General features: G+C 71.7%; 25 protein-coding genes and 1 tRNA gene. 14 read left to right on the top strand and 12 right to left on the bottom strand.

The window, feature by feature from the left end:
* Positions 1–152 precede the first annotated feature (152 nt).
* The 5 genes from mobF to H4O22_RS00105 all read left to right on the top strand — a co-directional run bounded on the left by mobF (position 153) and on the right by H4O22_RS00105 (position 5,923).
* A complete protein-coding gene (gene mobF / locus H4O22_RS00085; protein WP_182525119.1) occupies positions 153–2,789 on the top strand; it encodes a MobF family relaxase in 2,637 nt (878 codons plus the stop codon).
* A 172-nt stretch (positions 2,790–2,961) separates the two neighbouring features.
* The gene (locus tag H4O22_RS00090; RefSeq protein WP_182525120.1) at positions 2,962–3,201 is read left to right on the top strand and encodes a hypothetical protein; all 240 of its coding nucleotides are present in this window, start codon (positions 2,962–2,964) and stop codon (positions 3,199–3,201) included.
* Positions 3,194–3,391 (top strand): helix-turn-helix domain-containing protein, encoded by a 198-nt coding sequence (locus tag H4O22_RS00095; protein ID WP_182525121.1) that lies wholly within the window; start codon positions 3,194–3,196, stop codon positions 3,389–3,391. Before H4O22_RS00090 ends, H4O22_RS00095 begins: the two co-directional genes overlap by 8 nt.
* A gap of 389 nt (positions 3,392–3,780) precedes the next feature.
* Positions 3,781–4,761 (top strand): hypothetical protein, encoded by a 981-nt coding sequence (locus tag H4O22_RS00100; protein ID WP_182525122.1) that lies wholly within the window; start codon positions 3,781–3,783, stop codon positions 4,759–4,761.
* 10 nt (positions 4,762–4,771) lie between these two features.
* Positions 4,772–5,923, top strand: a complete 1,152-nt coding sequence (locus H4O22_RS00105; protein ID WP_182525123.1) for a hypothetical protein — start codon at positions 4,772–4,774, stop codon at positions 5,921–5,923.
* 70 nt (positions 5,924–5,993) lie between these two features.
* Here the strand turns inward: H4O22_RS00105 and H4O22_RS00110 are convergent, their stop codons facing one another.
* From H4O22_RS00110 to H4O22_RS00120, 3 genes are all read right to left on the bottom strand, one after another.
* Positions 5,994–7,169 (bottom strand): tyrosine-type recombinase/integrase, encoded by a 1,176-nt coding sequence (locus H4O22_RS00110; protein ID WP_182525124.1) that lies wholly within the window; start codon positions 7,167–7,169, stop codon positions 5,994–5,996.
* A gap of 263 nt (positions 7,170–7,432) precedes the next feature.
* Entirely contained in the window at positions 7,433–8,458 is a 1,026-nt protein-coding gene (locus tag H4O22_RS00115) for an MsnO8 family LLM class oxidoreductase (RefSeq protein WP_182525125.1), read from the bottom strand.
* A complete protein-coding gene (locus H4O22_RS00120; protein WP_182525126.1) occupies positions 8,455–9,267 on the bottom strand; it encodes an MBL fold metallo-hydrolase in 813 nt (270 codons plus the stop codon). The genes H4O22_RS00115 and H4O22_RS00120 overlap by 4 nt, the downstream gene beginning before the upstream one ends.
* 66 nt (positions 9,268–9,333) lie before the next feature.
* On the opposite strand from H4O22_RS00120, the gene H4O22_RS00125 reads away from it, so the two are divergent.
* The 4 genes from H4O22_RS00125 to H4O22_RS00140 are packed head-to-tail and all read left to right on the top strand — an operon-like array spanning position 9,334 to position 12,381.
* The gene (locus H4O22_RS00125; protein WP_182525127.1) at positions 9,334–10,113 is read left to right on the top strand and encodes an SURF1 family protein; all 780 of its coding nucleotides are present in this window, start codon (positions 9,334–9,336) and stop codon (positions 10,111–10,113) included.
* Positions 10,110–10,505 carry a DUF3817 domain-containing protein gene (locus H4O22_RS00130; RefSeq protein WP_182525128.1) on the top strand — a complete coding sequence of 132 codons (396 nt, stop codon included), beginning with the start codon at positions 10,110–10,112 and terminating at the stop codon, positions 10,503–10,505. The genes H4O22_RS00125 and H4O22_RS00130 overlap by 4 nt, the downstream gene beginning before the upstream one ends.
* 7 nt (positions 10,506–10,512) lie before the next feature.
* A complete protein-coding gene (locus tag H4O22_RS00135) occupies positions 10,513–11,337 on the top strand; it encodes a patatin-like phospholipase family protein (protein WP_182525129.1) in 825 nt (274 codons plus the stop codon).
* An 18-nt stretch (positions 11,338–11,355) separates the two neighbouring features.
* Positions 11,356–12,381, top strand: a complete 1,026-nt coding sequence (locus H4O22_RS00140; RefSeq protein WP_244963043.1) for a 1-acyl-sn-glycerol-3-phosphate acyltransferase — start codon at positions 11,356–11,358, stop codon at positions 12,379–12,381.
* 16 nt (positions 12,382–12,397) lie between these two features.
* On the opposite strand, the gene H4O22_RS00145 is transcribed toward H4O22_RS00140, so the two are convergent.
* Complete coding sequence (locus H4O22_RS00145; protein WP_182525130.1) at positions 12,398–13,099, bottom strand: F0F1 ATP synthase subunit B family protein; 702 nt, start codon at positions 13,097–13,099, stop codon at positions 12,398–12,400.
* A gap of 172 nt (positions 13,100–13,271) precedes the next feature.
* On the opposite strand from H4O22_RS00145, the gene H4O22_RS00150 reads away from it, so the two are divergent.
* Both H4O22_RS00150 and H4O22_RS00155 read left to right on the top strand, forming a co-directional pair.
* On the top strand, positions 13,272–13,784 hold the full coding sequence (locus H4O22_RS00150; protein WP_182525131.1) for a peptidylprolyl isomerase: 513 nt from the start codon (positions 13,272–13,274) through the stop codon (positions 13,782–13,784).
* Positions 13,785–13,805: 21 nt separating this feature from the next.
* Entirely contained in the window at positions 13,806–14,711 is a 906-nt protein-coding gene (locus tag H4O22_RS00155; RefSeq protein ID WP_182525132.1) for a rhomboid family intramembrane serine protease, read from the top strand.
* Between the two features lie 444 nt (positions 14,712–15,155).
* Here the strand turns inward: H4O22_RS00155 and H4O22_RS00160 are convergent, their stop codons facing one another.
* Positions 15,156–15,626: a cell division protein CrgA gene (locus H4O22_RS00160; RefSeq protein ID WP_182525133.1), complete on the bottom strand. Its 471-nt coding sequence runs from the start codon at positions 15,624–15,626 to the stop codon at positions 15,156–15,158.
* A gap of 69 nt (positions 15,627–15,695) precedes the next feature.
* Here H4O22_RS00160 and H4O22_RS00165 point away from each other — a divergent pair, with 69 nt between their 5' ends.
* Positions 15,696–16,499, top strand: a complete 804-nt coding sequence (locus H4O22_RS00165) for a DUF881 domain-containing protein (protein ID WP_244963044.1) — start codon at positions 15,696–15,698, stop codon at positions 16,497–16,499.
* Here H4O22_RS00165 and pknB read toward each other — a convergent pair.
* The 7 genes from pknB to H4O22_RS00200 are packed head-to-tail and all read right to left on the bottom strand — an operon-like array spanning position 16,441 to position 25,267.
* A complete protein-coding gene (gene pknB, locus H4O22_RS00170; RefSeq protein ID WP_182525134.1) occupies positions 16,441–18,306 on the bottom strand; it encodes a Stk1 family PASTA domain-containing Ser/Thr kinase in 1,866 nt (621 codons plus the stop codon). The two genes, H4O22_RS00165 and pknB, sit on opposite strands and share 59 nt — an antisense overlap.
* Positions 18,303–19,913: a serine/threonine-protein kinase gene (locus tag H4O22_RS00175; RefSeq protein WP_182525135.1), complete on the bottom strand. Its 1,611-nt coding sequence runs from the start codon at positions 19,911–19,913 to the stop codon at positions 18,303–18,305. The genes pknB and H4O22_RS00175 overlap by 4 nt, the downstream gene beginning before the upstream one ends.
* Positions 19,910–21,382, bottom strand: coding sequence for a peptidoglycan D,D-transpeptidase FtsI family protein (locus H4O22_RS00180; RefSeq protein WP_182525136.1), 1,473 nt, complete (start codon positions 21,380–21,382; stop codon positions 19,910–19,912). The genes H4O22_RS00175 and H4O22_RS00180 overlap by 4 nt, the downstream gene beginning before the upstream one ends.
* Positions 21,379–22,755 carry an FtsW/RodA/SpoVE family cell cycle protein gene (locus tag H4O22_RS00185; protein ID WP_182526843.1) on the bottom strand — a complete coding sequence of 459 codons (1,377 nt, stop codon included), beginning with the start codon at positions 22,753–22,755 and terminating at the stop codon, positions 21,379–21,381. Before H4O22_RS00185 ends, H4O22_RS00180 begins: the two co-directional genes overlap by 4 nt.
* Positions 22,756–22,778: 23 nt before the next feature.
* Positions 22,779–24,050 (bottom strand): PP2C family protein-serine/threonine phosphatase, encoded by a 1,272-nt coding sequence (locus tag H4O22_RS00190; RefSeq protein WP_182525137.1) that lies wholly within the window; start codon positions 24,048–24,050, stop codon positions 22,779–22,781.
* 13 nt (positions 24,051–24,063) lie between these two features.
* Entirely contained in the window at positions 24,064–24,549 is a 486-nt protein-coding gene (locus H4O22_RS00195; RefSeq protein ID WP_182525138.1) for an FHA domain-containing protein FhaB/FipA, read from the bottom strand.
* Entirely contained in the window at positions 24,542–25,267 is a 726-nt protein-coding gene (locus H4O22_RS00200; RefSeq protein ID WP_182525139.1) for an FHA domain-containing protein, read from the bottom strand. Before H4O22_RS00200 ends, H4O22_RS00195 begins: the two co-directional genes overlap by 8 nt.
* Positions 25,268–25,509: 242 nt before the next feature.
* Here H4O22_RS00200 and H4O22_RS00205 point away from each other — a divergent pair.
* Together H4O22_RS00205 and H4O22_RS20370 are read left to right on the top strand one after the other, a co-directional pair.
* Positions 25,510–25,593: transfer RNA gene (locus H4O22_RS00205), tRNA-Leu, on the top strand.
* Positions 25,594–25,777: 184 nt separating this feature from the next.
* Positions 25,778–26,263, top strand: coding sequence for a hypothetical protein (locus tag H4O22_RS20370; protein WP_220451230.1), 486 nt, complete (start codon positions 25,778–25,780; stop codon positions 26,261–26,263).
* The last annotated feature ends 38 nt before the right edge of the window (positions 26,264–26,301 follow it).

Consider the following 26,301-nt stretch of genomic DNA (forward strand, 5'->3'; position numbering starts at 1 on the left):
CAACAGAACTGCCAACAGAAGTAGCGCGCCGAGCCCCTCCAAAACGAGCGGCACGCATGCTACGAAGGTCCGTAGATCGGTCCGCCCCTCGGGGTGGGCCGAGCGTCATTTCAAGGCTAGATGACGAGTACTGACGGGCGGTGACGAGGCCGATGCACGGGGGAGTGAAGTTCTACCGCGGCTCCGCCGCCGCCGCGCGCTCCTACGTCGAGGCCGACCACTCACGCGCCGACGACTACTACCTGGCCGAAGGCAGCGGCCTGGCCGAGCACTACCTCGCCGGCCCCGGAGCTGTGCGGCGCGTCGGCGACCTCGACGGCCCGACGTACGAGCGCTGGGTCGGCGGGTACGACGTGCTGACCGGCGCAGCCAAGGGGCGCCTGCGTGACGACTCACGGGCGCTGCGGTTCGTTGAGGTCACCGTGAACGGACCGAAGTCCTGGTCGCTCGCCGCCGCCCTGCACCCCGACATCGCAGCGGCGTACGACGCCGCGATGGATCGAGCAGCGGGCGAAGTGATCGGGTGGGTGGCCGAGCACGCCACCACCCGGCTCGGGCCACGCGGCCGACAGGTGCAGGTGCCGGTCGAGATAGTTGAGGCCGCCGTCGTACGCCACTACACCTCGCGAGCCGGCGACCCGCACCGCCACCTCCACGTGCAGATCAACGCGCGCGTCTTCGCATGCGGAGCATGGCGCGGCCTGCACTCGGTCGGCGTCGTGGACAGCGTCGAGGCACTCAACGGCATCGGCCATGCCGCCGTGATGTGCGACCCCGAGTTCCGGGCCGCGCTCGCGGGCCGCGGCTACAGCCTCGACGACGACGGCGAGATCCAGCAGCTCGCGCCGTACGCCGGCGGGTTCAGCCAGCGCACTGCCCAGATCAACCGCAACGTCGACCGCTACGAGGCCGCATGGCGAGCCGAACACCCCGACGAAGAACCCGGCCCGCGACTGCGCCGTACCTGGGACCGACGCGCCTGGTCGGACGCACGGCCCGACAAGGTCGTACCCCGGAGCGGCGCCGACCTCGTCTCCGCATGGAACAGCGAACTCCGCGACCTCGGCTTCACCCCACCGACCAGCCGCGCGTCAGAGCCAGGTCTTCAAATCGGCCGGCTCAACCGCGACGTCGCCGCCGACCTCGTGCTCACCCGGCTCGGCGCCAAGCGGTCGGCGTGGAACGCAGCCGACATCCGCGGCGAGGCCGAACGGCTGATCTCCTCCGCCGGGGTGGTCGCCGCGCGACCCGTCCGGCACGAGCTGGTCGAGGACGTCGCCGACCGTGCGCGAGCACGATGCGTGCCGCTGCTGGAACGCGACGACGTCCCGGGGCACGTCCGCAGCCTGACGTCCGAGCACGTCCTTACCGTCGAGGCCAACCTGGTCGACAGCATCGCTGTCCGCTCCATGCGGCCGGTCTCTGACGCGGTCCGGCTCCGCGGGATCGCGCGCCTCGACCCCGCACAACGGCGCGTCGTCGCGGCCCTCGCCGGGGACGCGGGCCTTCTGGTGATCGAAGGCGCAGCCGGCACCGGCAAGACCACCACCCTGGCCGCCGCGCGCCAGGTCCTCGACGACGTCGATCGTCGACTGGTGGTCGTCACGCCCACGCTTAAGGCCGCCCAAGCAGCGCGACAGCAGGTCGGCACCGACGCCTTCTCCGCCGCCTGGCTCGTTCACCAGCACGGCTACCGCTGGGATGACGACGGAGACTGGTCGCGGACCGAGGCAGCGCCCGAGGCCCGCGCACGTCTGCTCCCCGGCGATGTCCTGCTCGTCGACGAGGCCGGCATGCTCGACCAGGACACCGCTCGCGCGCTGTTCGCCATCGCCGACCGGGCGGAGGCCACCGTCGCGCTCCTCGGAGATCGTCACCAGCTCTCGGCCGTCGGCCGCGGCGGCGTCCTCGACCTCGCCACGCGCTGGGTGAGACCCGAGGCGCACCACGAGCTCGAGTCGGTCCACCGGTTCAGCGATCCGGCGTACGCCGACCTCAGCCTCCTCATGCGAACCGGTGAGCGTGCTGGTGAGGTCTTCGACGCCCTCCTCGAACGTGGCGAGCTCGTCGTCCACGCCAGCCAGGTCGAACGCACGGCTGCCCTGGCCACCATCGGCGCCGACGGCGACCAGCTCGTCATCACCGACACCCGCGACCAGGTCGGCGCACTCAACGCGGCGATCCGCGACCGGCGCTTCGTTGGTGAGCAGTCTGGTGAACTCACCACGCGCCGTGGTGAGTCGATCGCTCTCGGTGACCGGGTCGCCACCCGACGCAACGACCGCGACCTCGAGGTCGCCAACCGCGACACCTGGACCGTGGCCGGGGTCGGTGATGACGGCAGCTTGCTCGTCACCGGGCGGGCAGGCCGACGCACCCTGCCCGCCGCGTACGTCACCGATCACGTCGAGCTCGCCTTCACCACCACCGCCTACGGAGCCCAGGGCGAGACTGTCGACTCGGCCCATCTTGCGATCGGAGAGACGACCGGCGCCGCCTCTGCGTACGTCGGCATGACTCGCGGACGCCACCGCAACACCGCCCACCTCGTCGCCGAGTCCACTGACGACGCCCGAAGCCAATGGGTCGACGTCTTCAACCGCGATCGCGCCGACCTCGGCCCCAGGAACGCAGCGGCGAGAGCCGAGGAGGACATCGACCGGTACGGCCCGAACCCCCAACCGTCTCTTGCTGGAATCCAAGCCGCGGCGCTACGAGACGCGTCCAGGCGCCAACCTCCGCCCCCGACCCCGGCCTTCCCGACCGGCTCCCGTGGGATCGGCCGCTGACCAACTTCACGTGACGCGTGATCGCTTAGAGGGTCCGAGTGACTTAGGAGACCAGGAGATGCCCGGGTCTCGACAGGTGCGGTCACTATCGGCCACTTCGTCGATCGACGTGTTGCTTTCTCCAGGTAGGAGGCGCCGAATCGGTCGGTTGCCCACGGCGAGAGGTGAAGTGATGGTGACACCCATCGGTATCCCGGACGACTGGGACGACGACGACCTGATCCTGTTCGAGGAGTTCTGCGAGCTCATCCGCACGCCGCAGCGCACCGTCCGCGACTGGCGCCGGCGCGGCGTCGGCCCGCGCTGGACCCGCTTCCAGGGCGTGGGCCGGCTCTACATCACCGTCGCCGAGGCCCGACGCTTCCTCGCCTCTGCCACGACCTCGAGGCCGGAGGTGCGTTCCGATGGCTGAGCGGCGCCCCATCCCGGTCTACCTCAGCCTCGAAGAGGCGGCCGAGGCCATGTCGGTCTCGGTCAAGACGATCCGGCGCTGGATCGCCGCCGGCACCCTCCCGGCGTACCGCTGCGGCAAGCGGGCCATCCGGATCAAGCTTGAGGACCTGGAGGCGGCGCCCCGGCACATCCCGTCAGCACGGTCGTGATGGAGCCGCCCTGCTCCAGGCAGGCGACTCTCAGGGGCTGATGCAAGTCTGCGGTCTCCGTCTAGGAGGTCCCGATTGGTGACACGATTTTTCAAACTTTGCGCATCTCGGCGTCTGTGGCTATCATTGCGCCATCTCTAGGGAAGATGGTTCTATCTACCCCTAGCTAGATACCAAGTTCATACCGTCGTCGGGCCTCACCAGCCAGACGGCATACCGTAGCTGGTCGCCTCCGTGACGCCAACCGTCGCGATGCGAGAGGAACCAGCCTCCTACGGGGGTGGCGAGAGGTAACGAACGCCACACGGTCACTGCCCAGACGTGTCGACGACATGATCCGAGATAGCCCTCCTGGTCGGAGGGCTTTCTCTGCATTAGGAGGTCATGTCATGACAACCGGTGAAGACATCAACGCCCGCCGCAACGAGGCGTTCGCGGCAACGTGCGAGATAGTCCGTGATTGGCGTAATTCCGGCCGTCGCACCACCACCGCCGGGCTCACGTCGACGCTCAAGATCGACGGAATTCTGGACATCGAGTCCCTTGGGATGGCGACGAATAGGGAGTTCTGGGAGCAGGCGACTGCGTTGGGGTTCCTCTCCGTCCAGCAACAGTCGAATGGGCATCGGTTCGTGTTGTTGCCCGGCGAGCAGTTGAGTGACTTCGAAGAGGTGCACGCGGCGCAGCACCCCAGGACCGTCGCCCCGTTAGACGCCGAACTTCGCCTCAAGAGCGACGTGTGGACCTCCTTCGTCGATTGGAACTTGTCTTTTCGCCGTTTCTGGGACCGGTCGCACGATCGCGCCTTTATGGTTCCGGCTATTCCGGGCTGGACGCCCGAGGTGGTCGACGCCAGCCGTTTCTCCGAAATCGCACCCGCGCTGCAGGATATGCAGATCGATTGGATGAAAAGTTTCGCTGAAAGACAGCCGGACCCTGATCGCACAGCTCTGCGGGTGTCGTTGTCAGAAAACGCGCCGCGCGGGGCGTTCCGCCGCGAACTGCGCGAGCGAGGCCTGAACCGGGCATGGCGAGAGGCTCTGAGGGCACACATTCTCGATGTGGCCATCGCTTGGGCCGACGAAGCCAACATCGAAGTGTCCTCAATCATGGAGACCCGGCATCGCGATACCGATCCGGTCACGCGGTCCGAGGCACCCACGCGCAGCCCAGCGGGGTCGGCCCCCGTGCAGGTGCGGACGGCCCGTCAGGGCGCGGCCACGGTGACTGGATGTGATGGGACGGGCGAGACTTCGGGCCTCACGCGCACCGAGATGCTGCGTGCCAAGCTCCATCGCGCCATCGACCAGATGACATGGGACGAGCTCGCTCAGATTCCCGTGCGCGCCGAGCACCTGCTGGACTCCTGAGGTTCGCGCTGTGTCCAAGAACGACAAGGCAAGGTTCGACTGTCGCGCCCTGCCCTACTTGGAGACGATCGGCAAGCCGTTGCCGCACGCCGACGTCGGCGCTGCGCTGCTCCGCTCCGGTTCCAGCAGTCCGATCCGTGCCGAGATTCAGGCTCGCAGCGACTTGTCGTTCGTTGAGGACGTCGTCTCCTCGCTCCATGCCCAGATCTCGGGCAACCTGACCGAAGCCGATGCGCGCAGCTTCGCGTTCGCCGTCCTCGCCCTCCCCACCGTCGCGACGCAGAACGGCAGCCGTGGCGAGCAACAGATCCTTCAGTCGGTCGTCGTATCTGGACATCCTGACGACTTCGACGCTGAGGTGACCGTGCGCCTTCGCGCCGTCCCTGGTGCACCTGGCACTGCGAAGCTCGTCTCAGCAGACCTCGGTCACGTAGACGCGGGCGATGCCGCTGACCAGTGCGCGCTCGTCGCGAAGGTCGAAGAGTGGTGGACCGAGTTCCCGATGCCGAACGTGCTGGTGCCCTCTCCGCTTCCGCTGAGGGATTGGGCGTGGCTCGGCGACCCTGAGCACCTGGGCATTCTCGAAGTTCCCGCGGACTGGCGCGTTCGGGTCACGCGATTGGGCGGCGTTTACGGCGTCGCGCCGCTTGTCGTGGAGTCAGCGGGCCAGATGCTCACGTGGAACGTCGTGGACCGCATCGAGCACGCGGTTGTGTTGCGCGGCAGCAAGGCAGCTGGCGAGCTTCCTACTGACTCTGACGTCGCTTCGGCCGACAGCTCCCTCGAAGTCACGGAATGGGGATACGGGGGAGAGCGGTTCGACGCCGTTCTGACGCAAGTGCGCAGCCACCTCCTCGCCGAAGCGGTTGCGGCCAGCCAGCCGGTCCCGTCGAGCAGGATGCTCGAGGCCGGAGAAGTGATTTACCACCGCAAGGTCGGCAACTCCAGGAAGTTCGACCGCTTCGATGCGGGCAGTACCGAACCGTGTGGCCATGGCGCCAGCGCGTTCAAAGCCTGGGGCGGGGACAAGGCAATCAAGGGTATGGCGCGCCGCTACGAGAACTTCACCGCCGCCATGCTCGTGCATTGCGAGAAGTTCCCCAACTGCGGGATGTACGGCGTGCAGGCTGCCCGGGGAGGGCTCAAGAGGACCGAGGATTAGCGCTGCTTTTCTCTCGTCAGGCTCGCGGAGAAAGAACTCACGGCCTCGGCCTCGGCCGCCCGCCACAAGGCTATGGTCGGTTCTCGAGCCACGCCTCGTAGGTTGCTCCGATCTTCTCCGCGAGTGACCTATCGCGGTCGACGGTGGCGTGCTGGTAGATCGCCATTGCGGCTTGGGAAGCGTGGCCGGCACGTGCCTGGAGCTCGGCCGCGGTCGCGCCGTGCTGACCGGCGATCGTCAGCGCGGTGTGACGCAGGTGGTGGATGGTCAGGTCGGGTCGACCAGCAGCCTCGCGGGCAGGGCGGTAGCGGTCCATCAGGTACCGCACGCTCATGTGGTCGGTCCGGTCGCCGCCGAACAGCAGTCCAGCCGGCCCGGGAGCGGTGTGCTCGAGCAGGTGCTTCTGCAGCATCGGGAGGAATGGCGGCGGGACATGCACGGTGCGAACTCCGCTGGCCGTCTTCGGTGCGCTGATGACCCGACCACAGTTGGGGCAGGCGTCCTTGGCCCCAGGGATCACGTCCTTGTCGACCTTGCGGGTCACGCTGACCCGACCGCTGATGCCGTCGATGTCGGAGCGTCGCAGCTCCAGCAGCTCGCCCTGGCGGAGTCCGACGAACGCGGCGAGCACGATGAGCAGTCGCAGCCGCTCGGGCATCGCCTCAGTGATGACTGCCAGCTCGTCGAGGGTCGCCGGCACGGCGAGCCTCTTCACGCGGGCCGATCCGGCGCCGCGGATCTTCGGTGGCGCACGGAAGATGAGCTCCTCCTCCTCGGCCGACTGGAGGATCGATCGCACGAGCCGGTACGCCGCGGCGTTGCTCGACTCGGTCGCGGGATCGAGCGAGGCGCGCCACTGCTTGATCTCCGACAGGGTGACCTCGGTCAGCGGCATCGCGCCGAAGTACGGGAGGATCCGCGACCGCAGCAGCTGCTGGTAGTTCCGCTGGGTGGTGGGCCGCAGGCCGCGCTCGTCCAGGAAGCGCTCGGCGAACGAGCCGACCGTGTTCCAGGCCGCGGCGGACTGGCGCTTGGACTCCGCCACCTGGCGTGCCCTGGGCGGGGTCCACTCCTCCCGGTCGACCAACGCCCGCTCCGCGGCGAGCCACGCCTCGGCGTCCATCTTGGTGGCGAGGGTGCGGGAGTAGCGGGTGCCGTCGGGCATGGCGTAGCGAGCGCGGTGGGTCACCTTGCCGGTCGCGCTGACCCGCCGCTCGACCTCACCGAAGCCCCGTCTCCTGGCCATCCGAGGGCCGCCCTTCGATCCCGAGTCCTAACCCCCTGCTTGGTTGGCAACGGGAGTCCCTGTGGGGGACTGGTGGGGGAAAGAGTGTCCCGAATAGGGGAATCTTGTCCACTCGTGTCCGACGTTTCCGCAGGTCAGAGCCATCCTGCGCCTGCTCCAGGTTGATTTGCAAGCAGGGGGTTAGGGGTTCGAGTCCCCTAGGCTCCACCAGGTAGTTCTGGGTGGTTCTCCGGCGTCAGGCGCCGGCGAATCTCCCACGTCGGTCACTCCGACGCGGGGGCGATCCCGAACACCTCCGCCAGCAGCTCGTGGGAGCGCATCCGGTCCGCGGGGTCCGCGATCAGGTTCTGGATCATCAGCTCGTCGGCGCCGCTCTCCTCGACCATCCGGTCCAGGGTGGCTCGCACGTCGTCAGGGCCGCCGGCGACGAACCGCGGCCAGCGGCCGTCGAGGATCGCGGTCGGCTCCGCCTGCTCGGTGGGGGTGAGCTCGCGGGCGGCCTCGTCGGCCGACGGGATCGTCGCGCCGCCGCCGACCCGGCCCAGCCGCGCGTAGAACCCCTTCGCCGACCCCACCAGGCGCTCGCCGTCGGCCCGGGTCTCCCCGACGGTGACGTTGACGGCGAGGATCGCGCGCGGTGACTCCAGCCCGAAGCCCTGCGGCCGGAACGACTCGCGGTAGTGGCGCAGCGCAGACGCCGCCGCCGGCGGGTTGATGAACCCCGCGAACGTGTAGCCGATGCCCAGCCCGGCCGCCAGGGCGGACCCGCTCGGGCTCGACCCCAGGAGCCACGTCTGCGGTACGCCGGGCGCCGTCGGCGCGAGGGGGTGGCCGGCGAACGGGTGGTCGTCGGGGAAGGTCCCGTACAGCCACGACAGCGTCTCCAGGACCTGTTGCTGGTGGTCGAGCTGGAGGCGGGTACGCCGGTCCTGCTGCAGCGCCAGGTCGACCACCGGGCCGCCGGTCGCGCGGCCCATCCCCAGGTCCACGCGGCCGGGGGCCATCGCCTCGAGCTGCTGGAACATCTCGGCGACCTTGAACGGGCTGTAGTGGTTCATCAGCACCGCCCCGGACCCGAGCCGGATGCGCGAGGTCTGGGTCGCCGCCGCGGCGATCAGCAGCTCAGGGTGGTGGGAGGCACCCGAGCGGCTGAGGTGGTGCTCGGCGAACCACACCCGGTGGAAGCCGCAGCGCTCCGCGTGCCGGGTGACCGCGAGCGAGTCGGCCAGCGCGTCGCTCTCGGTGCTGCCGGGCGCAACGGTCCCGAGGTCGACGATCGAGAGCCTCACGGGCGCGTGGTCCCCGCGCCGGCCAGCGCCGCGAGCTCGGCGGGATCGTGGGCGCAGAAGACGGTCAGCTCGTCGCGGCGCGCGGCGTACAGCTCGCGGACCCGCTGCTGGTTGGCGTGCCGCAGCCGGCTGTCGACCTGGGTGAGGGACTGGAAGGCACGCAGGCCGGGCGGGCAGGTGCGCGGGTCCTCCTTCTCGCCGGCCGAGAAGTAGGAGTCCCCGGCGTGCAGCAGCCAGCCGCCGCCGGGGCGGGCGACCGCGACGCCGCAGTGGCCGCGGCTGTGCCCGGCCAGCGGCACCATCACGACGTCGTCCCCGAGCGCCGTGACCGCCTCCAGGCCGAGCCAGCGGTCGCCGTGCGCGTGGTGCGGCACCCAGCGGGGGCCGTGCGCCCACTGCGCGGCGCGGTAGCGGCCGCGCTCCTGGAGCGTGGGGTGCAGCGCCGCCTCGAGCTCGGCGTCGTACACGTGGACCCGCGCCCGCGGGAAGTCGCCGATCCCGCCGACGTGGTCGAGGTCGAGGTGGGTGAGCACGATGTCGGTGACCTCCGCCGGGTCGTGGCCCAGGGCGCGCACCTGCGCCACCGCGGTCTCGTCGCGGTCGAGCACCGGGCGGACCAGGCCGCGGAACGGCTGGCCGAGCCGCTGGGGGTCAGCCACGTCGGCGGCCCCGAACCCGGTGTCGACCAGGAGCAGGCCGGCCGCGCGCTCGACGAGCAGGCAGTGGGCCACCAGCGTCCGCGGAAGCAGCCGTCCGCCGCGGGCGCCGACGGGGTGGAACGAGCCGCAGTTCAGGTGGGTGACGGTCACCCGCGCATCGTGCCAGGGTTCCGTGGCCCCCGGGGGCTGCGGCGAAGGCCTCCGTACCATGGAGGAGTGCCCGTCCTGCTCGCCCCGCGCTACTGGGGCGCGCACCTGCTCGCGCTGGTGCTGGTCGGGACGGCGAGCCTGCTGGGCTACTGGCAGTACGCCGCCTGGCAGGAGGATCGCGCGGCGGAGGCCGCCGACCTGACGTCCGCGGAGCCGGAGCCGCTGGCCGACGTCCTCGGTCCCGACGACGCGTTCCCGGGCGAGCACGTGGGTCGCCCGGTCGAGGTCTCGGGCACCTGGGTGCCCGAGGGCACGGTCTTCGTCTCCGGCCGCGAGCACGAGGGCGAGGTCGGCTACTGGGCGATCACCCCGCTCGCCGTCGGCGACGCGGACGCCCCGGCGCTGCCGATCGTCCGCGGCTGGGTCGCCGACCCGAGCGACGCGCCCCCGCCCCCCACCGGGACCGTCGACCTGGTCGCCCTGCTGCAGCCCACCCAGGGCACCAACGAGGTCGACGAGGACCGCAACGACGACGTGCTGCCCCAGGTGCGCACCGCCGACCTGATCCAACACGTCGACCAGGACCTCTACGGTGCGTACGCCGTGGCCCGCGAGCCGATCGGCGGCCTGGAGCCGGCGACCCTCGACCAGCTCCCGGACGCGGGGACCTTCACCGCGCTGCGCAACCTGCTCTACGCGATCGAGTGGTGGATCTTCGGCGCCTTCGCCGCGTTCATCTGGTGGCGGTGGGCCCGCGACACGGCTGTGGCGAAGACCGCAGCCGAGGACGCCGTCGAGGACGCGGCCGAGAACGCCGTCGAGCACCCGGTACCGTCGAAGCCGTGAACGGCACCCTGACCCGCTACCGCGTGATGGCCACGATCGTCGGTGTCCTCCTGGTCGTGCTGATCCTAATCGGCGTCCCGCTCGCCAACTTCGACGGCTCCGGCATGTGGGGATTCATCCCCTCGACGCCGGAGCTGGTCACCCCGGGATCGACGGCCCAGGAGATCGGGAACGCGATCACCGAGTACCTCGGCGTCGCCCACGGCTGGCTCTACATGATCTTCCTGGTCACCGCGTTCCTGCTCGCCCGCCAGGAGGCGTGGGAGCCCAGCTTCACCCTCGTGACGCTGCTGTGCGGCACCGTCCCGATCCTCAGCTTCTGGGCCGAGCACCGCGCGACCGAGCGGGTGCGCGCCGAGCACGCGGCCGACGCCCTCGAGACCCCGGCGTAGGTCGTAGGTGACGACCGCGTTCGTCCTCGGTGGCGGAGGCGTGCTCGGGGCGGTCGAGGTCGGCATGCTGCGCGCGCTGCTCGAGCGCGGCATCACCCCCGACCTGGTGCTCGGCACCAGCGTCGGCGCCCTGAACGGCGCGCTGGTCGCCGCCGACCCCACCCCCGCGGTCGTGGACCGGCTGACCGGGCTCTGGCGCACCGCGGCCACCTCCGGCCAGGAGGTGTACGGCGACCGCCCGCTGCGCTCGGTCCGGCGTGCGGTCTCGACCGGCACTCACCTGTGGTCGGCGAAGCCGCTGAAGCAGCGGCTCGTCGACGAGCTCGGCGAGGTGACGTTCGAGGAGCTCCCAGTGCGCTTCCAGGTGTGCGCGGCGAGCATCGAGCGGGCCGCGGAGCACTGGTTCTCCAGCGGCCCGGTCGTCGACGCGGTCGTGGCGAGCGCCGCCGTACCCGGGCTGCTGCCGCCGGCGCGGGTCGGGGACGAGCACTACCTCGACGGCGGCATCGTGAACTCCATCCCCCTCGGCCGGGCGGTCCGGCTCGGGGCGACGCGGGTCTTCGTGCTGCAGGTGGGGCGGATCGACCGGCCGCTGAGCGTGCCGCGGCGACCGTGGGAGGTCGCGCGCGTGTCCTTCGAGATCGCCCGGCGGCACCGGTTCGTCCGCGAGCTCGACGAGCTGCCCGACGGCGTGACCGCGCACGTGCTGCCCGCGCGCGGCACCTCCGGGCGCGACGACTCCTTGCTCGGCACCCGCGACTTCTCCGGCGTCGAGGACCGCATCGAGGCGACGTACGCCGCGTCGGCGGCGTACCTGGACGGCCTGCGCTGAGACCGCGATGATCCTGCGGTGACCCTGATCTGGCTGGTCCGCCGAGGCGTCGTGGCCCCGGCCCTCATCGGGATCACCGCGCTGCTGTGGTTCTCGCTGCCCCTGTGGCTGCTCGTCGCCGCCGCGCTCTCCCCGCTGCTGCCCGGCCGCTGGCGGGCGCTGCGGCTGCTGTGGGTGCTGGTGGTCTACCTGTCCATCGAGACGGTGATGCTGCTGGTGCTGTGGGGGGCGTGGTTCGCGTCCGGCTGCGGGCGCGGGATCCGGCGCCCGTACTGGGAGGGCGTCCACTACGAGTGGGTCCAGGGCGTGCTGTGGGTGTTCTTCCGCGAGGCCCGGCGGGTGCTGCGGCTGCGGATCGAGACCGACGGGCCCACGCCGGACGCGCACCCCGGCGTACCCCTGCTGGTGTGCTGCCGGCACGCGGGGCCGGGCGACTCCTTCACGCTCATCCACGCGCTCATGCATTGGTACGCCCGCGAGCCGCGGGTGGTCCTCAAGGACACGCTTGCCTGGGACCCGATGATCGACGTCGTGCTGCGGCGGATCCCGGCCCGCTTCATCACCCCGGACCCCGCGGAGGGCGAGGACCTGGAGTCGCAGATCGCCGGGCTGGCCGCCGGCCTGGACGCGAACGACGCGTTCGTGATCTTCCCGGAGGGCGGGAACTTCACGCCGCAGCGCCGCGACCGGGCGATCGCGCGGCTGCGGCGGCTGGGCATGGACCGGATGGCCGAGCGCGCGGAGTCGATGATGCACGTGCTGGCCCCGAAGCCGGGCGGCTTCCTGGCCGCGCTCGACGCGGCGCCGGACGCCGACGTGGTGCTGGTCGCGCACACCGGGCTCGACCACCTGCTCACCGTCGGCGACGTGTGGCGAGAGCTGCCGATGGACAAGCGGATCGTGATGCGCTGGTGGCAGGTCCCGCGCGAGGACATCCCGCAGGGCCGCGAGGAGCGGATCGACTGGCTCTACGGCTGGTGGGCGGAGATCGACCGCTGGATACAGCAGAACCGGCCCGAGGAGGTTCCCCCGGGCCGGTCCTGACGGTCGTGCGCTGCGGTCAGCTGTTCTTGTCGTCGAGCGCGATGACCTCGGCCGGCTCGTCCGGCGTGGTCACCGGGTGCGGGGTCTCGGCCTGGTCGGCGATCGCCTCGTCGGGCGAGGCTCCGCCGGGGTCGACGTCCGAGGTCACCGGGGGCGGCACCGGGGTGGTGGCGAGCGGCGTGTCCGTGCTCGGCCCGGTGCCCGTCGTGGAGGCGGGCGGCGGCGACGGGACGTAGGAGGACTGCCAGTTGTCGCTCTGCTTGCCGCCCTGCAGCTTCTTGGCCACGAAGCCGGCAGCACCGGCGACGACCGCGAACAGCGCCACCTTCTTGAGCTTGCCGCCCTTCTTCTTCTTCGGCGGCTCGCCCTTGAGGACCGCCACCTTGGCGTCGGCCATCTCCTTGACGGCCGCGGCCTTCTCGCTCGCGACCGCTGCGCCCGTGGCGATCAGCGGGGCCGCCTTGGCGCGCGCGTCGGCGACCACCGGTCCTGCCTTCTCCCGGGCGTCGGCGATCCCGGCCGCAGCGCGGGTGCGGGCGTCGGCCAGGGCCGGACCTGCCTTCTCGCGGGCGTCTGCCAGCGCGGGCCGGGCGGTGGTCTCGACGAAGTCACCGACTGCGTCGAGGGCCTGGTTCACCGCCGACTCGACCTGGGGTCGAACGGCATCGACGTAGTCCGAGGCCTGATCGAGGAGGGACTTCTTCTTGCGGAGACGCATGCGCGTCACTTCCTCTCGTTCGGTCATTGCCAGTCGATCATGTCGCGCGAGCGGCGACCAGCGCAGGGGCCCCTTGGGAGGCGTGCGAGGATCGGCGAGGCACAACGAAACGATCGTCGTCGCCTTCCTCGTACCCACCTCGTTGACGAGTAGTCACATCAGAAGGGCAGTCATGGCTGACCAGCAGGTCATCTTGAAGACCACCATGGGCGACATCGTCCTGAACCTGTTCCCGAACCACGCCCCCGAGACGGTCGCGAACTTCGTCGGTCTCGCCAAGGGCGAGAAGTCCTACGACGCCGGCAACGGCCGCAGCGGCCCGTTCTACGACGGCCTCGGGTTCCACCGCGTCATCGACGGCTTCATGATCCAGGGCGGGTGCCCGCTCGGCACCGGCACCGGCGGCCCGGGCTACACGTTCAAGGACGAGATCCACCCCGAGCTGGTCTTCGACAAGCCCTACCTGCTCGCGATGGCGAACGCCGGCCCGGGCACCAACGGCTCGCAGTTCTTCATCACCCTGGCCGCCACCCCGTGGCTGAACCGCAAGCACACGATCTTCGGCGAGGTGGCCGACCAGGCCTCGCGCGACGTCGTGGACAAGATCGGGAAGGTCAAGACCGGCCCGATGGACCGTCCGGCCGAGCCGATCGTCTTCGAGTCCGTCGAGATCGTCGACGCCTGACCCTGCGCTGACCCTCCTCCCGTGACCCAGCCGTCCGAGCCCGCGGGCGGGGTGCCCACCTGCTACCGGCACCCCGACCGCGAGACCTACATCCGCTGCCAGCGCTGCGACCGTCCGATCTGTCCGGACTGCATGCGCGACGCCGCGGTGGGCTTCCACTGCCCGGAGTGCGTGGCGGAGGCGGCGCGGACGACGCGCCAGGCCCGCACGGCGTACGGCGGGCTGCGGCCGGGGAACGCCGCGATCACCTCGATGGTGCTGATCGGGGTGAACCTCGCGGTGTTCGTCCTGGTGCTCGGCTCCGGCGGGTCCGGGGGAGAGCTCTTCCGCGAGCTGGTGCTGCGCCCCGCGGGGTTCTGCGCCGGCGCGTTCGGCGTCCCGGAGGGCCAGTGCGGCCCGACCTGGGTGCCGGGCGTCGCCGACGGCGCGTACTGGCAGCTGCTGACCAGCACCTTCCTGCACACGCGGCTGCTGCACCTGGGCTTCAACATGCTGGCCCTCTACTGGCTCGGCCCGCAGCTCGAGCTGCTCCTGGGCCGCGTGCGGTTCCTCGCGCTGTACCTGCTCTCCGGCCTCACGGGCTCCGCCGTCGTCTACTGGGCGGCCCCGGAGTACCAGGCCACGCTGGGTGCCTCCGGGTCGATCTACGGCCTGTTCGGCGCGATGCTCGTCGTCGCGTACAAGATCGGCGGCCAGGTGCAGCAGATCCTGGTGCTGATCGGCGTCAACCTGTTCATCACCTTCGCGATCCCGGGGATCTCCTGGCAGGGCCACCTCGGCGGCCTCCTCGGCGGCGCGGCGATCGCCGCGATCCTGGTCTACGCCCCGCGCGGTCCACGGCGTACCGCCTTCCAGACGGGCGGTCTGCTCGCCATCGCCCTCCTCACCGCCATCGCCATCATCGCCCGCACCGCCGTCCTGGCCTGAGCGGGCCCGCGGCCGTCGCCGGCCCCCGGCGTACCTGACCGACGGACCTTCCGCTTGACCGACGAAACTCCGTCGGTCAAGCGGAAGATTCACCGGTCGACCGGTGAATCGTCCCCCCGGGAGCCCGCCCGCGACCCGGCAGGTAGTCCGGCACGTTCCGGTTGTCATTCCAGCCCCGGGGACGACCGGAACGTGCCGGACTATCCCGCCCCGGGGGTACTCCGACACACCTGTGTCGTTTCGGACCGGGAGAACGACACGCATGTGTCGGACTACCCGGTGAACCGGCAACCGCAGAAAGTTCTCCACAGCTGTGGACTCACCTGTGCAGAACTACACCGGTGTAGTTCTCCACAGGTTTGTCCCCAGCTGTGCACAAACGCCGGCCCGTCCCAGGTGGGACGGACCGGCGTCAGAGGCGGTGCGGAGAGGGGGGCGGCCCGCTCACTCCCAGCGCGTGGCGTAGGTGAAGCCGATCGCCATGAAGCCGATGCCGACGAACAGGTTCTTCTGGCCCAGGTCGTTGAAGACCGGGATGCCGCCGGTGTCGGGGTCGTTGCTGAACAGGTAGAACGTGCAGATCCACAGCAGGCCGATGATGAAGCAGCCCAGCATGCCGACGACGACGCCCTGGCCGCGGCCGAGCGGGGTCGAGGGGTGGGCGGCGATCGCCAGGCCGAGCAGCAGCGCGCCGAACCCGATCAGGTAGTTCCAGTCGCCCAGGTCGGCCATGAACTTCGGGCTGCCGGGGTCCGGGGCGGGTACGGCGGCCGGGTCGACCCGCACGACGGCGTAGTAGTACGCCATCCACGCGATCCCCAGCACGATCAGCAGCAGGGCGACCACGAACCGCGGCGTCAGGAGGGGTCCCCGGCCGGGCTCGGCAAAGGTCGGGAGGTCCTTGGACTTGGACACAGGTGTTGCTCCTCGGTTCGTGGTCCGCCCGCGACGTCCGCCCGCGGGTCGCGGGTTACCTTAGTCGTCGTGACGTCCGGCACCCACGCGAGGCCTACGACGCCACCCGAGCACCCGCACGCCGGGCCGTCGAGGTGGCGCCGTCTGACGCGCCCGGGAGCCCTCGGCACGCCGCTGGTGCTCGCCCTCTGCGGCGCCCTGTTCGTGATCAGCGCCGAGAACAGCCAGGGCACCGACCTGCGCCCGGGTCGCTACACCGACCTCGCCAGCCTGGTCCGCGCGGAGTCGCGCCAGTACGAGCAGCTCGAGGAGCGGGTCGAGGACCTCACCGACGAGGTCACCAGCCTCTCGGCGTCGGTCGAGGACCGCACCGTCAGCCGCTACCGGGAGGGCATCGAGGAGCTGCGCGACCCCGCCGGCCTGGTCGAGCGCACCGGCCCCGGTGTCACCGTCACGCTCTCCGACGCCCCCGACGAGCTGGTGCAGGCCGCGATCGTGGCCGACGCGCCGCTCAGCGACTTCGTCGTCCACCAGCAGGACATCCAGGCCGTGGTCAACGCGCTGTGGCGCGGCGGCGCCACCGCCGTCACCGTGCAGGGCAAGCGGATCGTCTCGACCACCGGCATCAAGTGCGTCGGCAACTCGGTGCTGCTGCAGGGCCAGCCCTACTCCCCGCCGTACGTCATCTCGGCGGTCGGCGACCAGGGCGAGCTGGTCGACGCGGTCTCCGAGGACGACATCCTGGAGACCTACCGCGAGCACGCCGCGTCGCCGGAGGTGGCGGTCGGCTGGGAGCTCGAGGTCGACTCCGAGCTCACCGCCCCGGCGTACGACGGGCTGCTCGGCCTGACGTACGCGGAGCCGATCGCCTGACCCGACCGGCCGGGGACGACGGGGTCGACCGGCCCTCGCCGTCGGTGCCCGGGCTGTCGGTGGGGTCGGTCGGCGTCGACGGCGCCGGGGTACCCGACGGGCTCTCGCTCGGGTCCGGCTCAGGCGTCTCGGTGGGCTCCACGAACGTCGAGACCGTGATGTAGACCGTGGTCCCGTCGTCGAGCTCCTGCCCGGCGGGCGGGTCCTGGGCGATGACCTCGCCGGCGGGGGCGGTGGTGTCGTCCTCCTCGAAGACCCGCGGGACGAACCCGCGGTCCTTGATGATCTGCTCCGCCTCGCCCCGGCGGCGCCCGACGACCTCGGGCATCTCCTCGCGCCCGTCGGAGTAGAAGATCGTGACCGTCGAGCTCGCCGACACCGGCGTGCCGGGCGCGGGGTCGGTGCGGATCACCTCGTCCTCGTCGGCGTCGGACTCCTCCTCCTGCTCGCGCGGCACCAGGCCGAGGTCGAGGAGCCGCTGCTTGGCCTCCTCGCGGCTCAGACCGACCAGGTCGGGCGGGATGGTCACCTGGGGCTCACCGGTGGAGACCGTGAAGCTGACGCTGGTGCCGGGGTCGACGAACTGCCCGGAGGTGGGGTCCTCGGACCCCGGGATCACCCGGTTGGCCGGGACCTGGGTGCTGGCCTCGCGCCCGATCCGGCCGACGGCGAGGCCGGCCTCGCCGAGGGCGGTGCGCGCCTGGCGCTCGGTCATCCGGCCGAGGTCGGGCACCTGCTCCTGCTCCGGCGCGCCCGGGAAGAGCCGGGGCCACAGCAGCACGCCGCCGACGATCAGGGCGATCACCACCAGGCCGATCAGCACCAGCAGGCCGGTGCGCGGGCCGCGCTCCTCGGACTCCGGGACCGGCGGGCGTACGGCGGTCGCGTCGGCCGCCGCGGGGACGACGGCGGTCGCCGCGGTCTGCGGAGGGGGCACGGTGGCGTGGACCGGGCGGCCGGCGAGGTAGCGCTCGATGTCGCTGCGCATCGCCGCGGCCGACTGGTAGCGGTCCTCGAGGCGCTTGGTCAGCGCCTTCATCACGATCGCGTCGATCTCGGGCGGGAGCGAGGTGTCGTGGTCCGACGGCGGCAGCGGCTGCTCGCGGACGTGCTGGTAGGCCACCGAGACCGGGCTGTCGCCGACGAACGGCGGCCGGCCGGTGAGCAGCTCGTAGAGCAGGCAGCCGGCCGAGTAGACGTCAGAGCGGGAGTCCACGGTCTCGCCGCGCGCCTGCTCGGGGGAGAGGTACTGCGCGGTGCCGACGACCGCGGCGGTCTGGGTCATCGTGTTGGCGGCGTCGCTCATCGCGCGGGCGATGCCGAAGTCCATCACCTTGACGTCGCCGGTCGGGGTCAGCATCACGTTGCCGGGCTTGATGTCGCGGTGGATGATCCCCGCGCGGTGGCTGTAGTCGAGCGCGGAGAGCACGCCGCTGGTGATCTCCAGCGCCCGCTCGGGCAGGATCTTGCGGCCCTCGCGGATGATGTCGCGCAGCGTGCGGCCGGCGACGTACTCCATCACGATGTAGGGCTGCGAGACGCCGCTGCCGTCGCTCGCGGGCTCCTCGCCGGTGTCGTAGACCGCGACGATCGAGGGGTGGTTGAGCGAGGCCGAGGACTGCGCCTCGCGCCGGAACCGGGCCTGGAACGTCGCGTCGCTGGCGAGGTCGGTGCGCAGCCGCTTGACCGCCACCACCCGGCCCAGGCGGGTGTCGACGCCCTTGCGGACCTCCGCCATCCCGCCGCGGCCGAGGAGCTCGCCGAGCTCGTAGCGCCCGCCGACGACGACCGGCTGTGAGCTGCTCATCGAGACGGGACCTCCCGGTCGTCCGGTTCGGGCCGCGGGACGTCGCTCGGCTCCTCGTCGCCCGGGGCGGTCGCGGCCGGCGGCGTGGTCCGCTCGCTCGGCGTGGGCTCGGGCGTCTCCGTCGGCTGCTGCGTGGGCTCCTGGGTCGGCTCGAGCGTCGGCTCCGGGCTGGGCTCCGGCGTGGGCTCCTGGGTCGGCTCCTCCGGGGTGGGCTCCGGGGTGGGTGTCGGCGTCGGCGTCGGCGTCGGCTCAGGGGTGGGCTCCGGGGTCGGCTCCTCCTCGGGCAGGTCGCCCCAGTAGGAGACCTCGACGGCGTCGCCCTCCCGCAGCCGGCCGGAGGGGTCGACCGAGGTCACGTGGCCCGGGCGGCGGTTGCCGGGGTTGGCCACCTCGGTGGTGGTCACCTCGAGGCCGAGGTCGCCGAGCTCGTCGGCGACCTCCTCGACCGGCCGAGTGAGGTAGTCGCTCTCGTCGACCCGCACGATCTTCGCGTCGGGGTCGGGCTCGTCGTCGCCCCCGCGGGTCGCGAGCACCGCGGCGGTCACTGCGACCACGCCGAGCAGCAGCAGGAGCGCCAGCACGATCCAGCGGGTACGCCGCCGCTCCTTGTCCTTCGGGTCGTCGGTCTGTACGGCGGCCTCGGTGCCGGTCGCCGGCGTCGGGACGGGTGCGGGGGCCGGCGGCACGCCGGTCATCACCTGGGTGCGCTGGTCGTCGCCCGGCAGCGGGGCGGCGACGACCCGGGTCGCGTCGTCGAGACCGGCGCCGGCGGGGTCCCGCAGCGCGGCGGCGAACGCCGCGCCGTCGGCGTACCGGTCGGCCGGGTCCTTGGCCAGCGCGCGGCGCACCACGCGGGCGAGGTCCGCGGGCACGTCCTCGGGCAGGTCGGGCACCTCGTCGTGCAGGTGGGCCAGCGCGGTCGCGACCGGCGACTCCTTCTCGAACGGGCGCCGCCCGGCCAGGCACTCGAAGGCGACCACGCCGAGGGCGTAGACGTCGGAGGCGGGCGTGGCGGGGTTGCCCCGCGCCTGCTCGGGCGAGAGGTACTGCGGGGTGCCCATCACCTGGCCGGTCTGGGTGATGCCGACCCCCTCGGCGGCGCGCGCGATCCCGAAGTCGGTGATCTTGAGGGTGCGGTCGGGGGTGACCAGCAGGTTGGCGGGCTTCACGTCGCGGTGCACGATGCCGGCGGCGTGCGCGACGCCGAGCGCGTCGGCGGCCTGGGCCAGCAGCTCACGGGTCGCCACCGGGTCGAGGCCGTCGCCGGCGCGCAGCAGCGCCGAGAGCGGCTGGCCGTCGACGAGCTCCATCACCAGGTAGGGCCGCGGGATGCTCGAGCCGTCGCTGGTGAGCGCCTCGCCGAAGTCGTAGACCGAGGCGATGTTCGGGTGGTGCAGCGCCGCAGCGTGGCGGGCCTCGGTCTCGAAGCGCGCCCGGAACGTCGCGTCGTCGGCGTACTCGGACTTGAGCAGCTTCACCGCGACCTCGCGGCCCAGCGTCGTGTCCTCGGCGCGCCAGACCTCGCCCATGCCGCCGGTGGCGATCCTGCTGACCAGCAGGTAGCGCCGCGCGTCGTCGGCGTACGTCTCGGGGGTTCCTGCCGTCACCGGATCACCGCCTCCATGATCGCCTTCGCGATCGGTCCGCCGATGGCCCCGCCGGCGATCTCGCCACGGGGGATGTCGGCCTTCTGGATCATCACCGCGACCGCGACCTCGGGGTCGTCGGCCGGGGCGAACGACACGAACCAGGCGTACGGCGGCACCTCGTCGATGCCGCTCTGCGCCGTGCCGGTCTTGCCGGCCACCTGGACGCCCGGGATCGCCGCGGGGCTCGCGGTGCCCTCGTCGACCGTGGAGACCATCAGCTCGGTCAGCACGTTCGCGGTCGAGGGGGACACGGCCTCGGAGTAGTCCTCGGGCTGGGTGGTCTCGACGACGTCGAGGTCGGCCGACTGCACCTCGTCGACGACGTAGGGCCGCATCACGATGCCGTTGTTGGCGATCCCGGCGGCGACCATCGCCATCTGCAGCGGGGTCGAGCTCACGTTGAACTGGCCGATGCCGGTCTGGCCGACCTCCGGCTCGTTGGCCTTCTCGGGGTAGGTGGAGACCGCCTGCGGCCGCAGGTCCTCGAGGTACTCGTTGTTGAAGCCGAACGCCTCGGCCTGCTCCTTCATCCCCTCGGCGCCGACCTCGATCGCCAGCCGCGCGAAGGTGGTGTTGCAGGACTGCTCCATCGCCTGGGCGAACGGGATCTTGTCCTCGCCGCAGGACCGGCCCTCGTTGTCGATCAGGCCGCTCTCGCCGGAGGTCAGCGGCAGCTGGTACGTCGGCCCGCCCGGCACCAGGTCCTCGGCGGAGGTGTAGAGGCCGTTCTCGATCGCCGCGGCCGCCGTGACGATCTTGAACGTCGAGCCGGGCGGCAGGGTGGTCTGGGTGACCCGGTTCAGCATCGGGTCGGACTCGTCGGCCTGGAGCCGGTCCCAGGTGTCCCTCACCTCGGTGAAGTCGTGGGAGGCGAGCCGGTTGGGGTCGTACGTCGGGGAGCTCGCCAGCGCGAGGATCTTGCCGGTCTTGGGCTCCAGCGCCACGACCGCGCCCTCGACGTTCCCCGCGACCGACATCAGGCCCTCGTACGCCGCGTTCTGCGCCGCCGGGTCGATGGTCGTCACCACGTTGCCGCCCTGGGTGTCCTGGTTGCTGAGCAGGTCGACCAGGCGGGTCACGAAGAGCCGGTCGTCCTGGCCGGTGAGCACGTCGTTCTGGGTGCGCTCGAGCTGGCTGGCGCCGTACTGGTAGGCGAAGTAGCCGGTGAGCGGGGCGTACTTGAACGGCTGGGTGTAGACGCGCTGGTACTCGAACTGGTCGTCGCTGGGCACGCTCTCGGCGATCGGCTCGTCGCCGACGACGATCGAGCCCCGCTCGCGGGAGTAGGCCTCGTCGAAGACCCGGCGGTTCTCGGCGCGGTCGTTGAGGGACTCGCTGCTGAAGTACTGCAGGTAGGTCGCGTTGGCCATCAGCGCCAGGAACAGCAGCAGGCAGAAGATCGCGATCGTGCGGATGGGCTTGTTCATCCGAGCCTCACCACCTGGGTCGCCTCGGCGGCGGCGTCGTCGTCGTCCGCCGAGAGGTCGGGGACCGGCCGCCGGGCCAGGTCGGAGATGCGCAGCAGCAGCGCGATGATGATCCAGTTGGCCACCAGCGACGACCCGCCCGCGGAGAGGAACGGGGTGGTCAGGCCGGTCAGCGGGATCAGGCGCGTCACGCCGCCGATCACCACGAACACCTGGAGCGCGAAGACGCTCGCCAGCCCGGTGGCCAGCAGCTTCCCGAACCCGTCGCGGGAGATCAGCGCGATCCGCAGGCCGCGCTCGACGATCAGGCCGTACATCACCAGCACGGCCAGCACCCCGGTCAGGCCGAGCTCCTCGCCGATCGCGCCCATGATGAAGTCGGAGTTGGCGAAGGAGATCCGCCACGGGTCGCCCTCGCCGAAGCCGCGGCCGAGCAGGCCGCCCCAGGCCATCCCGAACATCGACTCGACCAGCTGGTCGCTCTGCGGCCCGGACCCGGTCTGGTAGTGGTCGAACGGGCTGAGCCAGATGTCGAAGCGGTTCCGGACGTGGCCGAAGAGGTAGTAGCCGCCGGCCGCGCCGGCGGTGAACAGCAGCCCGCCGACGACCAGCCAGCCCGGGCGCTCGGTCGCGACGAAGAGCATCACCAGGAACAGGCCGAAGAACAGCAGGCTGGAGCCCAGGTCGCGCTGGAAGACCAGGACGCCGAGGCTGATCAGCCACATCGCGAGGATCGGGCCGAGGTCGCGCCCGCGGGGCAGGTCGACGACCAGCAGCCGGCGCCCGGCCAGGGCGAGCGCGTCGCGGTGCAGGACCAGGTAGCCGGCGAACGCGATCACCAGCAGCACCTTGGCGATCTCGCCGGGCTGGAAGCTGAACGGGCCGACGCCGATCCAGATCCGGGCGCCGTTGATGGTCTTGCCCAGCCCGGGCACCAGCGGCAGCAGCAGGAGCACCAGCGCGCCGAGCCCGCAGGTGTAGGTGAACCGGGTCAGCACCCGGTGGTCGCGCAGCACGATCAGGGTCAGCGAGAAGAGCACCACGCCCAGGGTCATCCAGGTGAGCTGGGCGCGGGCGACCGCGGAGTCGCCGCCGGCGGCCAGGTCGAGGCGGTGGATGACCGCGAGCCCCAGGCCGTTGAGCGCGGCGACCACCGGGAGCAGCACCGGGTCGGCGTACGGCGCGACGAAGCGGACCACCAGGTGGGCCGCCACGATCAGCGCGGCGAGCCAGCCGCCGTACCCGATGAGGTCGGCCGGTACCTCGCCCTGGACGCCGACCCCGACGGCGGCGTACGCCCCGACGCCGACGGCCAGCGCGAGCACGAGCAGGAACAGCTCGGCGCCCCGGCGGCGCCGGTGCACGAAGCCCATCAGGCCGGAGGCGGTCGCGGTGCTCACGGCGTCGCCTCCGCCGGCGACATCCGCTCGGCGAGGTTCTCGACGATCTGGTGGGCGTCCTCGAGGGAGCCGTTGCCCATGCCGTCGCGCAGCTGGTCCTGGTAGGTGTCGGCCAGCCGGTCGATGTCGACGTTGGTGGTCTCGTAGGGCTCGGAGAGCGAGATGCCGGGCAGGTCGGCGTTCACGCCGCGGAAGACGACGACCTCGCCGTCGCGCTCGGCGACGTAGTACTGGTGCTGGCTCCACGACCACGCGGCGGCGGCGGCGATCCACAGGACGCCGACGACCGCGAGCAGCACGAGCAGCCGGCGCAGCCACCAGAACCGGCCGGGCGGCCGGGGCGCGTAGCGGGCCTCCTCGGGGTCGAGGGGGTCGGCCGGGATGGCGTACGGGACCTCGTCGGGGAGGTCGGGGACCGGGTCCAGCTCGCCGGTGTCGCCGGAGCGGTGCCCGCGGAACAGGGCGCGGCCGGTGGGCTTGCGGCGCAGCTCGGCGGCGGCGCCGACCAGCATCGGCTGGAGGGGCTCGCCGTCGAGGTCGACGGCGGGGGTGCCGTCGGAGGCGACGGCGTCCGCGACGATGCAGGTGACGTTGTCGGAGCTGCCGGCCTCCAGGCTGGCCCGGACCAGCTCGACGGCCGCGTAGTCGGGGGTGCCGGAGCCGAGGATGTCGGCGAGCCGGGCGTCGTCGAGGACGCCGCTCGCGCCGTCGCTGCACAGCAGCAGCCGGTCGCCCTCGGCGAGCTCGAGCACGAACAGGTCGGGCTCGGCCTCGCGGACGCCGTCGAGCGCCTTGAGGATGAGGTTGCGGTGCGGGTGGACCCGCGCCTCCTCCTCGGAGATCCGGCCCTCGTCGATCAGGCTCTGCACGAAGGTGTGGTCGGTCGTGAGCTGGCGGAGCTGGCCGTCGCGGAGCAGGTACGCGCGGCTGTCGCCGACGTGCCCGATGCCGACCCGCTGGCCGTCGAAGAGCGCGACGGTCGCGGTGGTGCTGGTGCCGTTGAGGGAGGGGTCCTCGTCGACCAGCTCGGCGATCCGGTCGTGGGCGCGGTGCAGGGCGCCGGCGACCGCGCCGAGCAGGTCGTCGGTGGGCTGCTCGTCGAGGCGGCGCAGCTGCTGGACCGCGGTGCTGGAGGCGATGTCGCCGCGGGCGGCGCCGCCGACACCGTCGCAGACCGTGAGCAGCCAGGGGCCGGCGTACCCCGAGTCCTGGTTGTCGCGGCGCACCCGTCCGACGTCGGAGAGCGCGGCGTACTGGAGACGCAGCATCAAGAGGAGCCCGTCACTTCCGGAGCTCCAGGATGGTCTTCCCGATCCGGACCTGGGTGCCGATCGTGATCGTGGTGGGCTGGGTGATGCGGACGGTGCCGATGTAGGTGCCGTTGGTGGAGCCGAGGTCCTCGACGAACCACTGGTCGCCGGACTGGGCGATCCGGGCGTGGCGGGTCGAGACGTAGTCGTCGTCGAGGCGGATGGCGGCGTCGTTGCCGCGCCCGATCAGGATCGGCGCGTGGTCGAGGTCGGCGCGCTCGCCGGCGCTCGAGCCCTCGACGACCAGGACGTGGGTGGGCGAGCCGCGGCGCTTGGAGGGGACCTTGGGCGCCTTCTCCTTGCTGCCGCCGCCGCGGCGCGGGGCCTTCTCGCGGGCGCCCTCGGGGACCCGCGCGCCGAACATGTCCGAGCGGATCACCGAGATCGCGGAGAGCACGAAGATCCAGAGGATCGCCAGGTAGGCGATCCGCACCAGCAGCAGGGTCAGCTCAGACATCGGCGTCCTCCTCGACCACGCGCACGGTCATCGTCGTGTTGCCGATCCGCACGGTGGAGCCGTCGGACAGCCGCGCCCGCGGGACCTTGCGGCCGTCGACGAGCATCCCGTTGGTGGAGCCGAGGTCGTGGACCTCGATCTCGACGTCCTCGCGGTCGCGCGAGGAGGTGCTGTGCACCAGGAACTCGATGTGCCGGCGGCTCACGCCCGGGTCGTTGATGCGGACGTCGGCCTCGGTGCCGCGGCCGATCACCAGGCCGGGAGGGTGCAGCGGGTGCTGGGTGCCGTTGACCTCGAGGACCGCCCGCGCCCGGCGTACCTGGGTGTAGGTGCTGTTGCCGGTCACCTTCGCCTGCGCCTGGCTGCGCACCCGGAACCGGCCGGTGGTCAGGTCGTCGGCGGACTCGAAGGACAGCGTGACCGGGCCCGGGAAGACGTAGCCCTGGGTCTCGGCGTGCAGCGTCACCTGGGCGACGAGCTCGTCGGCCATCGCGGTGTCGTACGGCGCGAGCCGCTCGAGGTCGGTGGGGGAGAGCTCGACGTGGAAGTCGTTGGGGACCATCCGCCGCTGGCGGGAGAGGATCTGCGCGTTGTTGTCGCACTCGCGCTGCAGGGCGGCGGCGATCTCGACCGGCTGGACGGCGGAGCGGAACGCCCGGGCGAACGCGCCGGAGATCAGCTGCTCCAGCCGCTGCTCGAACTTCTGGAGCCCGCCCATCTCCGCGTCCCCCTTCCGTCCTCTGTCCGTGCCGGTGGTCGTGTCGGTGGTGGTGCCCTTGGCCGTGCCGGTGCCGTGCTCGCGACCCGCAGGGTGACCAGGACCGCCTCACGGCATGCCGGGCACCCGACGGGCGCCGGGTTCGCGACCGATCGTATCCATGCCCGGTCCCGGTGGTCCGACGCCCCGCTCCCCGGTTTGGGAATGTCCTCGCCGCTGGGATAGCGTGAGCGGCGCTTCACGCGCGAGTGGCGGAATAGGCAGACGCGCACGGTTCAGGTCCGTGTGTCCGAAAGGACGTGGGGGTTCAACTCCCCCCTCGCGCACGTGATGCAAGGCCCCGGATCATCGATCCGGGGCCTTCGTCGTTCTCCGGCGTCCGCCCGCCGATCCGCCTCGCAGGATGCCCTGAGCGGGCACACAGGAGGGTCACAGGATCCGGCGACACCCTGGTCTCACAGGCCGATGACACGAGGTCGTCGGTCGCACCGAGACCGAGGAGAGAGCCTCATGAACGACGAGACGATGCCGGTCGGCGCCCGTCCCGAGCCGCAGCGGCCGGCCGCGGGCACGACCCCGCCCCCGACCCCGACCCAGGGGAGCCCGGCCGCCGAGGAGAAGCGGAGCAGCCGGTTCCGCAAGGCGCTCACGCGAACCCGGGTGCTGGCCGGCGCGGCGGCGCTGGGGATGCTGCTCGTCGGTGGTGTCGGAGGCTTCGCGCTCGCCCACGCCACCGACGACGGCCCGGGCGGTCCGGGCGGCCCGGGTGGTCCGGGCGGCGGCCGGCACGGTGCCCCCTTCGACGGCGAGCACGGCCGCCCCTTCGGCGGCGAGGACGGTGGACCCTTCGGCGGCCCGGGCGGTATGCCCCACGGCGACGAGGGCGGTGTCCCCTCCGAGGGCGCGCCTGAGCTGCCGTCCGAGGACGAGCTCCCGTCCGAGGGTGAGGGCGGCGCGCCCTCCGAGGACCTGGACGGGAACGGTGAGCCGTCCTGACCCCTGCCGGGAGGACGGCCGCCGGGCAGCGGAGCCAC

Origin of the sequence: Nocardioides dongkuii (genome assembly GCF_014127485.1) — a bacterium.
Taxonomy (GTDB): Bacteria; Actinomycetota; Actinomycetes; order Propionibacteriales; family Nocardioidaceae; genus Nocardioides; species Nocardioides dongkuii.

What these genes read in the sequence shown, in the direction of transcription:
- H4O22_RS00190 (WP_182525137.1), bottom strand. Translation starts at nt 24,050, where the DNA reads ATGCTGCGTCTCCAGTACGCCGCGCTCTCCGACGTCGGACGGGTGCGC.
- H4O22_RS00150 (WP_182525131.1), top strand. Translation starts at nt 13,272, where the DNA reads ATGGCTGACCAGCAGGTCATCTTGAAGACCACCATGGGCGACATCGTC.
- H4O22_RS20370 (WP_220451230.1), top strand. Translation starts at nt 25,778, where the DNA reads ATGAACGACGAGACGATGCCGGTCGGCGCCCGTCCCGAGCCGCAGCGG.
- H4O22_RS00200 (WP_182525139.1), bottom strand. Translation starts at nt 25,267, where the DNA reads ATGGGCGGGCTCCAGAAGTTCGAGCAGCGGCTGGAGCAGCTGATCTCC.
- mobF (WP_182525119.1), top strand. Translation starts at nt 153, where the DNA reads ATGCACGGGGGAGTGAAGTTCTACCGCGGCTCCGCCGCCGCCGCGCGC.
- H4O22_RS00110 (WP_182525124.1), bottom strand. Translation starts at nt 7,169, where the DNA reads ATGGCCAGGAGACGGGGCTTCGGTGAGGTCGAGCGGCGGGTCAGCGCG.
- H4O22_RS00195 (WP_182525138.1), bottom strand. Translation starts at nt 24,549, where the DNA reads ATGTCTGAGCTGACCCTGCTGCTGGTGCGGATCGCCTACCTGGCGATC.
- H4O22_RS00090 (WP_182525120.1), top strand. Translation starts at nt 2,962, where the DNA reads ATGGTGACACCCATCGGTATCCCGGACGACTGGGACGACGACGACCTG.
- H4O22_RS00145 (WP_182525130.1), bottom strand. Translation starts at nt 13,099, where the DNA reads ATGCGTCTCCGCAAGAAGAAGTCCCTCCTCGATCAGGCCTCGGACTAC.
- H4O22_RS00100 (WP_182525122.1), top strand. Translation starts at nt 3,781, where the DNA reads ATGACAACCGGTGAAGACATCAACGCCCGCCGCAACGAGGCGTTCGCG.
- H4O22_RS00095 (WP_182525121.1), top strand. Translation starts at nt 3,194, where the DNA reads ATGGCTGAGCGGCGCCCCATCCCGGTCTACCTCAGCCTCGAAGAGGCG.
- H4O22_RS00185 (WP_182526843.1), bottom strand. Translation starts at nt 22,755, where the DNA reads ATGGGCTTCGTGCACCGGCGCCGCCGGGGCGCCGAGCTGTTCCTGCTC.
- pknB (WP_182525134.1), bottom strand. Translation starts at nt 18,306, where the DNA reads ATGAGCAGCTCACAGCCGGTCGTCGTCGGCGGGCGCTACGAGCTCGGC.
- H4O22_RS00180 (WP_182525136.1), bottom strand. Translation starts at nt 21,382, where the DNA reads ATGAACAAGCCCATCCGCACGATCGCGATCTTCTGCCTGCTGCTGTTC.